Source organism: Streptomyces sp. NPDC002680 (genome assembly GCF_042889145.1).
Classification (GTDB): Bacteria; Actinomycetota; Actinomycetes; order Streptomycetales; family Streptomycetaceae; genus Streptomyces; species Streptomyces adonidis.
Map to the genome: position 1 here is coordinate 459,973 of NZ_JBIAQP010000003.1, position 14,518 is coordinate 474,490.

The 14,518-nt window shown below is 70.3% G+C and carries 11 protein-coding genes and 2 pseudogenes; 7 read left to right on the top strand and 6 right to left on the bottom strand.

All coding sequences use genetic code 11. The features are described 5' to 3' along the window. Positions 1-11 precede the first annotated feature (11 nt). Entirely contained in the window at positions 12-554 is a 543-nt protein-coding gene (locus tag ACFYXF_RS11765; RefSeq protein WP_389349360.1) for a bacterial proteasome activator family protein, read from the top strand. 66 nt (positions 555-620) lie between these two features. Here the strand turns inward: ACFYXF_RS11765 and ACFYXF_RS11770 are convergent, their stop codons facing one another. After that, positions 621-2,216, bottom strand: a complete 1,596-nt coding sequence (locus ACFYXF_RS11770; protein WP_389349361.1) for a protein kinase — start codon at positions 2,214-2,216, stop codon at positions 621-623. Positions 2,217-2,564: 348 nt separating this feature from the next. Here ACFYXF_RS11770 and ACFYXF_RS11775 point away from each other — a divergent pair, with 348 nt between their 5' ends. Further along, on the top strand, positions 2,565-4,163 hold the full coding sequence (locus tag ACFYXF_RS11775; RefSeq protein ID WP_389349467.1) for a protein kinase: 1,599 nt from the start codon (positions 2,565-2,567) through the stop codon (positions 4,161-4,163). Positions 4,164-4,235: 72 nt separating this feature from the next. On the opposite strand, the pseudogene ACFYXF_RS11780 reads toward ACFYXF_RS11775, so the two are convergent. The 4 genes and pseudogenes from ACFYXF_RS11780 to ACFYXF_RS11795 all read right to left on the bottom strand — a co-directional run. After that, a pseudogene (locus ACFYXF_RS11780) lies at positions 4,236-4,805 on the bottom strand (phosphotransferase); the annotation flags it as partial. Positions 4,806-5,276: 471 nt separating this feature from the next. Beyond that, positions 5,277-5,885, bottom strand: a pseudogene (locus ACFYXF_RS11785) (phosphotransferase); the annotation flags it as partial. A 16-nt stretch (positions 5,886-5,901) separates the two neighbouring features. Next, entirely contained in the window at positions 5,902-6,318 is a 417-nt protein-coding gene (locus ACFYXF_RS11790; protein ID WP_389349362.1) for a pyridoxamine 5'-phosphate oxidase family protein, read from the bottom strand. A gap of 119 nt (positions 6,319-6,437) precedes the next feature. Next, positions 6,438-7,127, bottom strand: a complete 690-nt coding sequence (locus ACFYXF_RS11795) for a response regulator (RefSeq protein ID WP_389349363.1) — start codon at positions 7,125-7,127, stop codon at positions 6,438-6,440. Between the two features lie 320 nt (positions 7,128-7,447). Here ACFYXF_RS11795 and pdhA point away from each other — a divergent pair, with 320 nt between their 5' ends. The 3 genes from pdhA to ACFYXF_RS11810 are packed head-to-tail and all read left to right on the top strand — an operon-like array spanning position 7,448 to position 11,206. Further along, positions 7,448-8,770 (top strand): pyruvate dehydrogenase (acetyl-transferring) E1 component subunit alpha, encoded by a 1,323-nt coding sequence (gene pdhA, locus ACFYXF_RS11800; protein WP_389349364.1) that lies wholly within the window; start codon positions 7,448-7,450, stop codon positions 8,768-8,770. A gap of 2 nt (positions 8,771-8,772) precedes the next feature. Continuing rightward, positions 8,773-9,798 carry an alpha-ketoacid dehydrogenase subunit beta gene (locus tag ACFYXF_RS11805; protein WP_389349365.1) on the top strand — a complete coding sequence of 342 codons (1,026 nt, stop codon included), beginning with the start codon at positions 8,773-8,775 and terminating at the stop codon, positions 9,796-9,798. 10 nt (positions 9,799-9,808) lie between these two features. Continuing rightward, positions 9,809-11,206: a dihydrolipoamide acetyltransferase family protein gene (locus tag ACFYXF_RS11810; RefSeq protein ID WP_389349366.1), complete on the top strand. Its 1,398-nt coding sequence runs from the start codon at positions 9,809-9,811 to the stop codon at positions 11,204-11,206. Between the two features lie 68 nt (positions 11,207-11,274). On the opposite strand, the gene ACFYXF_RS11815 is transcribed toward ACFYXF_RS11810, so the two are convergent. Beyond that, complete coding sequence (locus tag ACFYXF_RS11815) at positions 11,275-12,180, bottom strand: D-alanyl-D-alanine carboxypeptidase family protein (protein ID WP_389349468.1); 906 nt, start codon at positions 12,178-12,180, stop codon at positions 11,275-11,277. 315 nt (positions 12,181-12,495) lie between these two features. Between ACFYXF_RS11815 and ACFYXF_RS11820 the strand changes: the two genes are divergently transcribed. Together ACFYXF_RS11820 and ACFYXF_RS11825 are read left to right on the top strand one after the other, a co-directional pair. Further along, positions 12,496-13,158: a GntR family transcriptional regulator gene (locus ACFYXF_RS11820; RefSeq protein ID WP_389349367.1), complete on the top strand. Its 663-nt coding sequence runs from the start codon at positions 12,496-12,498 to the stop codon at positions 13,156-13,158. Further along, the gene (locus ACFYXF_RS11825; protein ID WP_389349368.1) at positions 13,155-14,492 is read left to right on the top strand and encodes a nitrate/nitrite transporter; all 1,338 of its coding nucleotides are present in this window, start codon (positions 13,155-13,157) and stop codon (positions 14,490-14,492) included. Before ACFYXF_RS11820 ends, ACFYXF_RS11825 begins: the two co-directional genes overlap by 4 nt. The last annotated feature ends 26 nt before the right edge of the window (positions 14,493-14,518 follow it).

Sequence of the window (14,518 nt, forward strand, 5' to 3'; positions counted from 1 at the left end):
AGAATGGCGGTATGGAGATGCCGAGGAACGAAAGGTCGCCGGAGAACCCCCAGATCCTGGTCGTTGGCCAGGACGGGATGGCTCTTGGGGGCGGTGGTGACGAGGACTCCCGAGAGATCCCGGTGACGGACATGGTGGAGCAACCTGCCAAGGTCATGAGGATCGGCAGCATGATCAAGCAGCTGCTGGAGGAGGTGCGCGCGGCCCCTCTCGACGAGGCGAGCCGCGTCCGGCTCAAGGAGATCCACGCCAGCTCGGTCAAGGAGCTGGAGGACGGTCTGGCGCCGGAGCTGGTCGACGAACTGGAGCGACTGTCCCTGCCGTTCACGGACGAGGGCATTCCCAGCGACGCCGAGCTGCGGATCGCGCAGGCCCAGCTGGTGGGCTGGCTGGAGGGCCTCTTCCACGGGATCCAGACCACCCTGTTCGCCCAGCAGATGGCCGCGCGGGCCCAGCTGGAGCAGATGCGCCGCGCGCTGCCGCCGGGAGTCGGCGGCCACGAGGGCGACGACGATCCGCGTACGGGCGGACGCACGGGCGGGCCGTACCTGTAACTCCCAGTGCCTGCAACTGCCCTTCCCGGGGAGTTGCAGGCACTTCACTGTCCGCTCACCGTCCACTCAGGACGGGTTGCCCGACGACACGCTCAGCTCGATCACCGGCATGTCGTCGGGGTCGGCGTCCGTGCCGGCGGAGGGGAACTGGTCGGTGACCGTGTCCTTGCCGAAGGTGTTCTCGTCGATCCGGGTCACCTTCATCCGCCACCCGGCCGCCTGGAAACAGGACTTGACCGAGGTCAGGTTCTTGTAGCGGAAGTCGGGCAGCTGGATCTTGTCCGGGTCGGTGTACGACTCCGCCGCCTCCGAGCACTTCTCCGCGTCGATCCTCTTGCTCAGGTCCGGCCCCTTGTACCCCGTCGCCGCCCCCGCCCCCGTCCCCGACGTCTGCGAGGCAGAGGCGCTCGCACCGCTGCCGCCGCCGTTGTCGGTGTCGTCCCCGCCCAGGTTCAGCGCCAGCAGCAGCCCGCCGACGGCGACGAGCGAGACGACGATCGAACCCACGACCACCGGGGTGCTGCTCTTCCGTCCCCCTCCGGGGGCGGGCGTCGGCGCGTACTGCGGTGCGTACGCGGCGGGCGCCTGGTACGAGGGCTGCTGCGGATAGCCGTACGCCGGAGCGGCGCTGTACGGATGCGGGGTCGGGGCCGGCTGGTACGGGGTCTGTACGGGACCCGGCGGGGGCGGAGTCGCCTGGTCCACCGGCGGGAACACCGCCGAGGCGACACCCGCGCCGCTCTGGGACGGGGCGCCCGGGACGATGTTCGGGGCGGCCGGATGGAGCGAGGCGGCCACGCGCAGACACTCGTCGCGCATGGCGACGGCGCTCGGAAAACGCTCGTTCGGGTTCTTCTTCAGCGCGCGGGCGACGAGCGCGTCCACCGCCGGGGGCAGCGCGCGGTTGACCGAGGAGGGAACGACCGGCTCCTCCTGGACATGCGCGTACGCGATCGCAAGCGCCGAGTCGGCGTTGAACGGCAGCTGCCCCGTGACCAGTTGGAACAGCATGATGCCGACCGAGTAGAGGTCGGAGCGCGCGTCCACGCCCCGGCCCAGCGCCTGCTCCGGGGAGAGGTACTGCGGGGTCCCGACGACCATGCCGGTCTGCGTCATCGACGTGACACCCGACTGCATGGCGCGGGCGATGCCGAAGTCCATGACCTTCACGACCCCGCGCTTGGTCATCATGACGTTGCCCGGCTTGATGTCCCGGTGGACCAGGCCCATCTCGTGACTGATCTCCAGCGCCGCCAGCACGTCCGCGGTGACCTTCAGCGCCTTGTCGGCGGGCATCGCCCCGAACTGCCGTACGTCCGCGTCGAGAACGGAACCGAGGGGCTGCCCCTCGACGTACTCCATGACGATGTACGGGGTCATCGTCCCCGCCACCTCGTCCTCACCGGTGTCGAAGACCGAGACGATGTTGGTGTGCGTGAGCTTGGCCACGGCCTGGGCCTCGCGGCGGAAACGCTCGCGGAAGGCCTGTTCCCGGCCCAGTTCGGTGTGCAGTGTCTTGATCGCGACCTGCCGGTCAAGAACCGAGTCGTACGCGAGGTGCACCGAGGCCATGCCGCCCTCGCCGAGCAGATCGCGCAGCTGGTAGCGACCGCCGGCGAGCGCGTGCCCCGTGTACCGGCCGTGTGCGCCGTCGTGGCTCATGTCTCAGCGTCCCCCGAGCTTTCTCACAGCCGCACGTGATCGATTGGCTCATACCGGGCCAAGTCTGCCGGAGGGCACTGACACGTCAAGCGAGGTGCCCGTTCCGTGACCGTACGAGAAGGAAGCGTCGCGGAAGCGTTACAGGTGCCGACCGGACGGGGCACGGAATTTGCACGACGATACCGGCAACGGGTTTGATGTCCGGTCTGCCCGGGACTCGTACCGGGGCTCCTTCCGGAGCTGCTCCCGAGCCGCCTCCCGGACCGGAGCCTTGCGTGGAGGCTGTAGCGTGGCCGACGGAGACCGTAACAACACCGCGCGCACCGCGGGCAGAAACGACGGCGAGGACTGATGGCACAGCAGCGCGCTCAGGGCCCGTCCGACCCCGAGGCGGCAGGCGGCGGTATGTCAGACGCGCCTGAGTTGTGGGGCAACGGCGGACTGGTGGGGGACGGCCGGTACCGGCTCACCCACAGACTCGGCCGGGGCGGCATGGCGGAGGTGTTCGCCGCCGAGGACGTACGCCTCGGGCGCACGGTCGCGGTCAAACTGCTGCGCGCCGATCTCGCCGAGGACCCGATCTCCAAGGCCCGCTTCACGCGTGAGGCCCAGTCGGTGGCCGGGCTCAACCACCACGCGATCGTCGCCGTGTACGACTCCGGCGAGGACACGGTGCCCAACGGCGGCTTCACCGCGGGCGGCGCCCAGTCCGTCCCGTACATCGTGATGGAGATCGTCGAGGGGCGCACCATCCGTGACCTCCTCATCAACGCCGAGGCGCCGGGACCCGAGCAGGCCCTGATCATCGTCTCCGGGGTGCTGGAGGCGCTTGCCTATTCGCACCAGCACGGGATCGTGCACCGTGACATCAAGCCCGCCAACGTGATCATCACGCACAACGGCGCCGTGAAGGTCATGGACTTCGGCATCGCCCGCGCCCTGCACGGGGCGTCCACGACGATGACGCAGACCGGCATGGTCATGGGTACGCCCCAGTACCTCTCCCCCGAGCAGGCCCTCGGCAAGGCCGTGGACCACCGTTCGGACCTGTACGCGACGGGCTGCCTCCTCTACGAACTCCTCGCGCTGCGGCCCCCGTTCACGGGCGAGACCCCTCTCTCCGTGGTCTACCAGCATGTCCAGGACATTCCGGTGCCCCCGTCCGAGGTCTCGGACGCGGCGCCGCCGGAACTCGACGGGCTCGTCATGCGTTCCTTGGCCAAGGAACCCGACGACCGCTTTCAGACCGCCGAGGAGATGCGCGGGCTGATCCAGTACGGCCTGCAGATGTTGTACGACCAGGGCAGCCACACCGGCACCTGGAACACCGGGCCCGTCGACATGCACGAGGGCCGGCACACCCCCTCGGGCGGCTTCGCCGGCACCGCGGTGATGAACCAGCACCCGGGCGACAACTCCGGGACCACCCAGATCCCCCAGCCGATCCTGCCCTCCGGGTACGGCGGCAGGGACGACGGCGGTTTCGAGGGGCACGGCAACCGGGGCGGCGGCCGGGGCAAGCTGTGGATACTGGCGTTCTTCGCGGTGATCGCCATCGCGGCGGGCGTCGCCCTCGCCCTGCAGGGCGGCAACGGCGACGGCGGCAGCACCGGCACCACCCCGTCACCGACCACCTCGCAGACGGCGACGAACGACGACTCCACGGCGAGTCCGAGCGACGAGGTCTCCGAGGAGACGTCGAGCGTCGAGACGGACGACGGCAGCGGCTCGGACGGAGGGTCCCAGTGGACGCCGTCGCCCACACCGTCGTACTCGCAGTCCGAGACCGCCTCCTCCGAGCCGTCGCCCACACCGTCGGACCCGGAGACGAGCGCGCAGCCGACGAACACGGCGACGCAGGCGACGAACACGGCGACTCCCTCTGAGGAGGAGACCGGCGACACGGGTGAGGAAGACGGCGGTACCGAGGGCGGCACCACCCCGTAGTCAGCCCCCACGCGCGCGTGCGGCCCCGAAGAGGGGCTCCACGCGCGCGTGCCTTTTCGTACTCCGCGGGCGTCAGTCCGTGAACGCCCCGCACACCGCGTCGTACTCGCGCGTCCACCACACCGCGAGCGCCGAGGCGGCCGGGAACTGGGAGTCGGCGCGGGTGTCGCCCCGCTCGTAGTGCCAGCGCAGCATCCAGAAGTCGTTGAGCCGCTCCCACCACACCCGGTGCACGGCGGCGGCCAGCTCGGAGGGTGTCGCCCCGGCCGTACGCCGGTACGCGCGCGCGTACGCCCGTGTCTTGGGCAGGTCGAGCGTGCCGGCGGGCCGTACGAAGAAGATCGCGGCGGCGCGTACGGCCTCCTCCGCGCGAGGCTGCACACCGAGCCGGTCCCAGTCGACGATCGCGGCGGGCGCGTCCCCCTTGTAGAGCAGGTTGAACGGGTGGAAGTCCCCGTGCACCCACCCCACCGAGCCACCCGGCGGCGGCCGCCGGTCCGCGTGCTGCTCCAACAGCGCCCGCCGCTCCAGCAGCCGGTACCGGGCCAACTCGTCGAAGGCGTCGGTGGGGCGGTGACGTCGGACCTGGGCCAGCAGGTCGTCGATGAGCGCGAAGGTGTCGACGGGGTCGGCCGAGGGGGCGTGCACAGGCTCGGCGGAGCCGCAGGTGGGAGCGGGGCCCGGGGCTGCTGGGGACGGGTACTGGGAGGGGCGCTTCGCGGAGGCTTCGGTGGCTGCGGAGGTTTCGGCAGCGGTGGCGGTGGCGGCCCGGTACCTGCCGGCCACCGAGGGCCGGCCTGTGGGGCGGTCCGCGTACCGGCCGCCGGATCCAGCTGGGTTCGGGTCGGTGAGGGGGCCTTGGTTTTGGCCGGTGGCTGCGTCCCAGCGCGGGGCGGCGGGTCCCCTTCGGTCCCGGTCGGCGACGATGCCTTGGTACCGGTCGCCAGTTCCCTCCCGCTCCCGGTCGGCGGATCCGTCCCCGTCCCGACGGGCGGATCCGTCCCGGTCCCGATCGCCCGGGCCGCCCTGGTTCCGGTCGGCGGCGCCGCCCTGTCGGGGTGCGGTTCTCCGTCGGGCGGGTTCGGCGCGCCTAGCGGTTCCCTCCCGTTGGCCTGCCTCCGCCTGCGGGGAGAGGCTGCTCCGTCCGGCAGCCTGCTCGCGGTCGGCGGTCGCCCTCGGCGCCGGGACGCCCCGGTTCCGTTCGGTGCCCTCGGTTCCGTCCCGTGTCGGCATCACGTGTTCCAGGCTTGCGTGGACCACGCCCAGTAGCGCGCCCAGGCGGCCGCACTGGACGGTGGTCAGCTGGCCGCCGTGGCGGTGGCGGCCGTCGATCCAGGGGTGCAGGGCGTAGGCGTGGCCGCCGACGACGGCGACCGTACGGCCGTCGCGGCCGGGCAGCGGTGGGGCCACCGGGACGCCGAGATCCGCGAGGCGCTGGGTCGCCCGGTGCTGGCGGGCGATCGCGGCGGGGTCGGCGGTCTCGGGGTCGAAGTGGTGCTTCAGGAAGTAGTCGCCGCGCGTGGTGGCGAGCCGGTAGCCGCGGTTCAGCAGCCCCTGGTCGACGGGGTCGCAGGTCAGCGCGGACCCGGCGGAGTACTGGCGGAGGAGGGCGCCCAGAGGGGGAGCGTGGGGCACAAGGGGTGGTACAGATGAGCGCGGCACGCGCCAGATGCTAGGGCACGAGCCGGGCGCGTGAGCGGGGCGCTTGTCGCAGGCAGTCACAGGTGACCGCGGGCTGTCATGGGCAGTCGGTTTCGATCACAGAGTGGACGGTGGCGAACTGGGGTTCGACTCGTAGGTAGACGGGATCGAAGGGCACGCCGTCCACCGAGCGCGGTGCGGGGCCGAACCGGTCGAGTTCGGCGGGGGTCGGCTCCACGGCCGCGCACTCCCCGACGACCTGCACGGACCACGACCCCCGGTTGCGTGCCGAGGGGACGTCCGCGCCGTACGCGACGACACCGCCCACGCACGCCCGGTGGTACCCGTGCCCCTTGTGCAGCCGCAGCAGGACCCGGCCGTCCACGACGATGTGCCGGGCGGACGCCAGGAAGGGCAGCGCGCGCATGCTGGTCGCGACCCGGCCGTGCTCGACGCGGCCGAGGAGGTCGGCGGCGCGCTGGTCGTCCTGCTCGTTCTGTTCCTCGGTCGGCATGCACTCACTGTGTGCGACGGACAAACGGGCACACCAGGGGCGCTCGCCCCGAGAAGAGAGGCCTTAGGTCCCGATTCGGGCGCCCCGGAGGGCTCTGAAGCCTTGGGAGCCTTGGAGCCTTAGAAACCCCGGCCCTGGCCCTGCTGTTCCGCCTGCATCCGTGCCACGTACGCCGCCGCCTGCGCCCGCCGCTGCATGCCCAGCTTGGACAGCAGCCCCGACACATAGTTCTTGATCGTCTTCTCGGCGAGGTGCAGCCGCTCGCCGATCGCCCGGTTGGTGAGCCCCTCGCCGATCAGGTCGAGGATCCTGCGCTCCTGGTCGGTCAGGTTCGCGAGCCGCTCGTCCCCCTGCGCCCCCGTTGCCGCGCTGCCGCCGCTCCGCAGCCGCTCCAGGACGCGGGCGGTCGCGACCGGGTCGAGCAGGGACTTGCCGGCCGCCACGTCCCGTACGGCCGCCAGCAGTTCATGGCCGCGGATGGCCTTCAGGACGTACCCGGAGGCGCCTGCCATGATCGCGTCGAAGAGGGCCTCGTCGTCGGCGTACGACGTCAGCATCAGGCATTTGACGCCCGCGTCCCGGGAGCGGATCTCACGGCACACCTCGACCCCGCTGCCGTCCGGGAGCCGTACGTCCAGCACCGCCACGTCCGGACGGGTGGCCGGAATCCGTACCAGCGCGTCGGCCGCCGTGCCGGCCTCGCCGACCACCTCGATGTCGCCCTCGACCGAGAGCAGTTCATGGACCCCCCGGCGGACGACTTCATGGTCGTCGAGGAGAAATACAGTGATTTTTCCGTCTTCGGACACGCGGACAGTCTCACATACCGACTCTTCCCGTGGCCTGGGTGCGCGGGATAACGTGCCGTTGTTCCGGCCCCCTGCAAGGCTGTGACCAGGGCCCCTTCCCGACTTGTTCAATTTACTTGGATTTCCAAGCAAAATCGCAGGTCAGGGGGGTTTCATAGAAATATGGCGCACTGGGTAACGTGATGCTTGCGGACGCTCGCCGGGACACCTGTCACGCCTGTTCCCGGCCGAGCGGCACCCACCCCGTGCACGGGTATCGGGAACAGGTGACCGCACTGGTTACCCGGCAACCCCGGGGCCGGACCGACGGAGGAGTACACGTGACCGTGGAGAGCACTGCCGCGCGCAAACCGCGACGCAGCGCCGGAAGCAAGACCGGTACCACCCGCACCACCGCGCAGAGCGCCGACGCACCGGCCGCCGACGCCCAAGCCACGGCCGCGCAGCCCGCCACTGCCACCGCGTCCAAGGCCACGGCCGCGAAGCGAGCCACCACCAAACGCGCCCCCGCCAAACGAGCCGTCCCCAAGAAGCCGACCGCCGAGCCGGCCGCGACGGGCGCCGATCCGGATCTCGTCCAGCTGCTCACCCCCGAGGGCCGACGGGTCGAGAACGCCGCCTACGACCCGTATGTCGCCGCCCTCACTCCCGACGACCTGCGCGGTCTGTACCGCGACATGGTGCTGACCCGCCGCTTCGACGCCGAGGCGACCGCCCTCCAGCGCCAGGGCGAGCTGGGCCTGTGGGCCTCGCTGCTCGGCCAGGAGGCCGCCCAGATCGGTTCCGGCCGGGCCACCCGCACCGACGACTACGTCTTCCCGACCTACCGCGAGCACGGCGTCGCCTGGTGCCGGGACATCGACCCGATCAACCTGCTCGGCATGTTCCGCGGGGTGAACCACGGCGGCTGGGACCCCAACAGCAACAACTTCCACCTCTATACGATCGTCATCGGCTCCCAGACCCTGCACGCCACCGGCTACGCCATGGGTGTGGCCAAGGACGGCGCCGACTCCGCGGTCGTCGCGTACTTCGGGGACGGCGCCTCCAGCCAGGGCGACGTCGCCGAGTCCTTCACCTTCGCCTCGGTCTACAACGCCCCCGTGGTGTTCTTCTGCCAGAACAACCAGTGGGCGATCTCCGAGCCGACCGAGCGCCAGACCCGCGTACCGCTCTACCAGCGCGCGCAGGGCTACGGCTTCCCGGGCGTACGGGTGGACGGCAACGACGTCCTGGCCGTCCTCGCGGTGACGAAGTGGGCCCTGGAGCGGGCCCGAAGCGGCGAGGGCCCGACGCTGGTCGAGGCGTACACGTACCGCATGGGCGCCCACACCACCTCCGACGACCCGACCCGTTACCGCCACGACGACGAGCGGGCGGCCTGGGAGGCGAAGGACCCGATCGCCCGCCTTCGCACATACCTGGAGGCCTCAAACCACGCGGAAGAGGGATTTTTCGCGGAACTGGAGGCCGAGAGCGAGTCGTTGGGCAGGCGAGTGCGTGAAGCGGTCCGTGCCATGCCGGACCCGGACCACTTCGCGATCTTCGAGCACACCTACGCCGACGGGCACGCGCTCGTGGACGAGGAACGGGCCCAGTTCGCCGCCTACCAGGCGTCGTTCGCAGATGTGGAGGGGGCGTGATCATGGCGGCAGAGACAGTGGCTTCGACGAACGCGGCGGCGAAGACCATGACGTCCAAGAGCATGGCCCTGGCCAAGGCGATCAACGAATCGCTGCGCAAGGCCCTGGAGTCGGACCCCAAGGTCCTGATCATGGGTGAGGACGTCGGCAAGCTCGGCGGGGTCTTCCGGGTCACCGACGGGCTGCAGAAGGACTTCGGCGAGGAGCGGGTCATCGACACCCCGCTCGCCGAGTCGGGCATCGTCGGCACGGCCATCGGCCTCGCCCTGCGCGGCTACCGCCCGGTCGTGGAGATCCAGTTCGACGGCTTCGTCTTCCCGGCGTACGACCAGATCGTCACCCAGCTCGCGAAGATGCACGCGCGCGCGTTGGGCAAGATCAAGCTTCCCGTCGTCATCCGCATCCCGTACGGCGGCGGCATCGGCGCGGTCGAGCACCACTCGGAGTCCCCGGAGGCGCTCTTCGCGCATGTGGCCGGCCTCAAGGTGGTGTCCCCGTCCAACGCGTCGGACGCCTACTGGATGATGCAGCAGGCCATCCAGAGCGACGACCCGGTGATCTTCTTCGAGCCGAAGCGGCGCTACTGGGACAAGGCCGAGGTCAGTGTCGAGGCCATCCCGGGCCCGCTGCACAAGGCCCAGGTGGTCCGCGAGGGCGCCGACCTCACCCTCGCCGCCTACGGCCCGATGGTGAAGCTGTGCCTGGAGGTCGCCAACGCGGCGGCCGAGGAGGGGCGGTCCCTGGAGGTCCTCGACCTGCGGTCGGTCTCCCCGCTCGACTTCGACTCCGTCCAGGCCTCGGTCGAGAAGACCCGCCGTCTGGTCGTGGTGCACGAGGCACCGGTGTTCTTCGGCTCGGGCGCGGAGATCGCCGCCCGGATCACGGAACGCTGCTTCTACCACCTGGAGGCACCGGTGCTCAGGGTCGGCGGCTATCACGCCCCGTACCCGCCGGCGCGCCTGGAGGAGGAGTACCTACCGAGCCTGGACCGGGTGCTCGACGCCGTCGACCGCTCGCTGGCGTACTGAGGAGAGGGACGTGACGACGATGACTGACGCGTCCGTTCGCGAGTTCAAGATGCCCGACGTGGGCGAGGGACTCACCGAGGCCGAGATCCTCAAGTGGTATGTCCAGCCGGGCGACACGGTCGCCGACGGCCAGGTGGTGTGCGAGGTCGAGACCGCCAAGGCGGCCGTCGAACTGCCCATCCCGTACGACGGGGTGGTCCGCGCACTCCACTTCCCCGAGGGCACGACGGTCGACGTGGGTACGTCGATCATCGCGGTGGACGTCGGGGGTGGTGGCGGCGGGGCCGCGGCGGAGATCGGGACTCCGGTTGTCGCCGAAGCACCCGAGGAGGCGAAGCCCCCGGCCCGGCAGCCGGTGCTCGTCGGCTACGGCGTGGCTGTGTCCTCGACCAAGCGCCGCCCCCGCAAGGGCGCCGAGGTTCCCGCCCAGGAGGTCGCGGCGGCGGTCCAGCAGGAGCTGAACGGCCACAGCACCGTCAACGGCCTGGCCGCAGGAGCCGCCCGTCCGCTGGCGAAGCCGCCGGTGCGCAAGCTCGCCAAGGATCTCGGGGTCGACCTGACGACGGTGACCCCGTCGGGCCCCGACGGCATCATCACGCGCGAGGACGTCCACGCGGCGGTGGCCCCGCCGGCCCCCGAGCCGGTGCCGGTGCGCACCACGCCGGTCGCCCCCGCGGCCCCGGCTCCGGTGGCCACGTACGACGGCACACGGGAGACACGCGTCCCGGTCAGGGGCGTACGGAAGGCGACCGCGCTGGCGATGGTCGGTTCGGCGTTCACGGCACCGCATGTCACGGAGTTCGTGACGGTGGACGTGACGCGCACACTCAAGCTGGTCGAGGAGCTGAAGCAGGACAAGGAGATGGAAGGGGTGCGGGTCAACCCGCTGCTCCTGATCGCCAAGGCCCTGCTGGTCGCGATCAGGCGCAACCCGGACGTCAACGCGTCCTGGGACGAGGCGAACCAGGAGATCGTGCTCAAGCACTACGTCAACCTGGGCATCGCGGCGGCCACCCCGCGCGGTCTGATCGTCCCGAACATCAAGGACGCCCACGAGAAGACGCTCCCGCAACTGGCGGCGGCGCTCGGCGAGTTGGTGTCCACGGCGCGGGACGGCAAGACCTCACCGGCGGCGATGCAGGGCGGCACGGTGACGATCACCAACGTCGGCGTCTTCGGCGTCGACACGGGCACGCCGATCCTCCCGCCCGGCGAGTCCGCGATCCTCGCGGTCGGCGCGATCCGGCTCCAGCCGTGGGTCCACAAGGGCAAGGTCAAGCCGCGCCAGGTCACCACACTGGCGTTGAGCTTCGACCACCGCCTGGTGGACGGGGAGTTGGGGTCCAAGGTGCTGGCGGACGTGGCGGCGATCCTGGAACAGCCGAAGAAGCTCATCACCTGGGCGTGACCCGGGCACAGCAGAGGGGGCCTGCCGCGCTCAGCGCGGCAGGCCCCCTTTTTCTCACCTGCTGAACGTCAGCCCAGGCGTGCGAAGCCGTAGTTCATCAGCTTCTTCGCGTCCGCCGTGCGGGTGGCGACCGACGTGGAGGCGAGGACCGTGCCGATGACCGTCTTGCCGTTGCGGGTCGCGGCGAAGACCAGGCAGTACTTGGCCTGCGGGCCGGAGCCGGTCTTGATGCCGATGGTGCCGGAGTAGCCCGACAGCAGCGGCTTGTTGGTGTTCTCCCAGGCCATCCAGCGGGTGCCACCGGTCTTGGTGGTGACCTTCTCCTTGAAGTTCTGCGTCTTCACTATCGTGCGGAAGGCGCCGCTCTTCATGGCGTTGCTGGCGAGCTTGGTCAGGTCGCGCGGCGTCGAGTAGTTCGCGCCGTTGCCGATGCCGTCGAAGCTGTCGAACTTGGTGTTCGTCATGCCCAGGCTCCGGGCGGTGCTGTTCATCTTGCCGATGAACGACTTGACCCGGGCGGCACGCGTCGAGCCGGTGCCGAACTTGTCCGCGAGCGCGTACGCGGCGTCGCAGCCCGAGGGCAGCATCAGCCCGTACAGCAGCTGGCGGACAGTGACCTTGTCGCCGACGATCAGCCGGGCCGAGGAGGCGTTGTTGGCGACGATGTAGTCGCTGTACGCCTTCTGGATCGTGACCTTGGCGTTGAGGTTCAGGTTCGCCTGTGCCAGCACGACCTTCGCCGTCATTATCTTCGTGGTGGAGCCGGTGGACAGCTTGGTGTCAGCGGCCTTCCCGTACAGGGTGGAGCCGTTGGCGTTGTTCATCAGGTAGCCGCCCTTGGCGGCGATGGTCGGAACGGCTACAGCGGCCTGCGCGGGCGCCGCGGTGAGCGCTCCGGTCGCGAGCACGGCGCCGGTGGTGACCACGACGGCTGCGGCTCTGCGGAAACGGATGCCCTGGATGCCGGTTATCAACTTCAATACCCCGATTACGTCTGAATCGTCCGAATGCCCCTGGAGAGCGGCCGAGTTGGCCGAGTCGTCGGCGGAACGCCGCTCTCGTGTGACTCGTAACTAGCACAGTTGGTTGTGCGCGTGCTGAGGCGGGTTCCCCGATTTTCCCTTTCTGGGGGACGCCGTATGGCTCTTCGTGGTTCCCGCGACCCTTCCGGAGATTGAACTGCTCTCCGTGCGGCGACGTCACGCCCCGACCGGGGATCGGCCTGAAGGATCGGTCCATATGGCGGACGGCCGCCCCTCATGCGTACGTGTTGTATCTATGCTGTCGGCATGAGCAGCCTGGCCGTGCAGCACGTGAAGCAACCTCCCGCCGCCGACCGCGTGTACACCCACGTCAAAGAGGGTGTCCTGGACCGCCGTTACGAAGGCGGGACCCTGCTCACCGAGGGCGAGCTGGCCGAGGCCGTCGGGGTCTCGCGCACACCGGTGCGCGAGGCGCTGCTGCGTCTTGAGGCCGAGGGGCTGATCAAGCTCTACCCGAAGAAGGGCGCGCTCGTCCTGCCCGTCTCCGCGCAGGAGATCGCGGACGTCGTCGAGACCAGGCAGCTGGTCGAGGAGCACGCGATCCGCAAGGCGGTGCCCGCCTCGCCCCGGCTGATCGCCCGCCTCACCGAACTCCTCGAACGGCAGCGCGAACAGGCCGCCGCGGGCGACCTCGCGGGCGCGGCCGTGACCGACCGCTGCTTCCACGCCGAGATCGTCCGCAGCGGCGGCAACGAGATCCTCTCCCGCCTCTACGACCAACTGCGCGACCGGCAGCTGAGGATGGGCGTCGCCGTCATGCACGCCCACCCCGACCGCATCACCAAGACGCTCGTCGAGCACCAGGAGATCCTCGACGCGCTGCGCTCGGGCGATCCGGAGGCGGCGGTCGCGATCGTGCACCGGCACGTCAGCTGGTTCTCCAACCTGGCGCGGGGCGAGGTCCGATGAGCCGCGGGGGTGAAGTGAAGAGCAGTTCCGGTTCCGGTTCGCTGCCCGGTGATCCGCCCGGTGGGCGCCGTGCCGTCCTCGTCTGGTCCGTCGGCGTCTCCGTGTACTTCGTCGCCGTCATCTTCCGTACGTCCCTGGGGGTGGCCGGGCTCGACGCCGCCGACCGCTTCCACGTGGGCGCGTCCGCCCTGTCGACCTTCTCGATCCTCCAGCTGCTCGTCTACGCGGGCATGCAGATACCCGTCGGTCTGCTCGTCGACCGGCTCGGTACGAAGAAGGTGCTGGCCATCGGGGCGGTGCTGTTCACGGCCGGGCAGCTCGGGTTCGCCTTCTCGCCCTCGTACGGCACGGCTCTCGCGTCGCGTGCGCTGCTCGGCTGCGGTGACGCGATGACGTTCATCAGCGTGCTGCGGCTCGGGTCCCGGTGGTTCCCGGCGCGGCGCGGGCCGCTCGTCGCGCAGCTCGCGGGGCTGGCCGGGATGACGGGCAACCTCGTCTCGACGCTCGTCATCGCCCGGCTGCTGCACGGCATCGGGTGGACTGCGGCCTTCGCGGGCAGTGCGCTCGCGGGTGTGGTGGTGCTGGTGCTGATGCTCGTGTTCCTCAAGGACCACCCGGAGGGGCACGAGCCGGAGCCGTTCCCGCATCAGGGGGCCGCTTACGTGCGCCGGCAGATCGCCGCCTCGTGGCGTGAGCCCGGGACCCGGCTCGGTCTGTGGGTGCACTTCACCACCCAGTTCCCGGCGATGGTGTTCCTGCTGCTGTGGGGCCTGCCGTTCCTCGTCGAGGCGCAGGGGCTGTCGCGGGCGACGGCGGGTGAGCTGTTGACGCTGGTCGTGCTGTCCAACATGGTGATCGGCCTGGTGTACGGGCAGATCGTCGCCCGGCACCACACGGCGCGGCTGCCGCTGGCGCTCGGTACGGTCGGCGTGACCGCGGTGACGTGGGCGGTGACGCTCGCCTACCCGGCGGTGTCCGGCGCCGAGCACGTTCCGATGTGGCTGCTGGTGGTGCTGTGCACGGTGCTCGGGGCTTGTGGGCCCGCGTCCATGCTCGGGTTCGACTTCGCGCGGCCCGCGAATCCGCCCGAGCGTCAGGGGACGGCGTCCGGGATCACCAACATGGGTGGTTTCGTCGCCTCGATGACGACGCTGTTCGCGGTCGGTGTGCTGCTCGATGCGACCGGGGACGACTACACGGTCGCGTTCTCGTTCGTGTTCCTGTTGCAGGGGGTTGGCGTCAGCCAGATTCTGCGGTTGCGGAAGCGGGCCGCTCTGCGGGAGTCGGAGCGGTTGGTTGCGAGTCGGGTGTCTACAGTGCACGTTCCGGTGTAGGTGGGCGGTGTTGGTGTGGGCGTCTC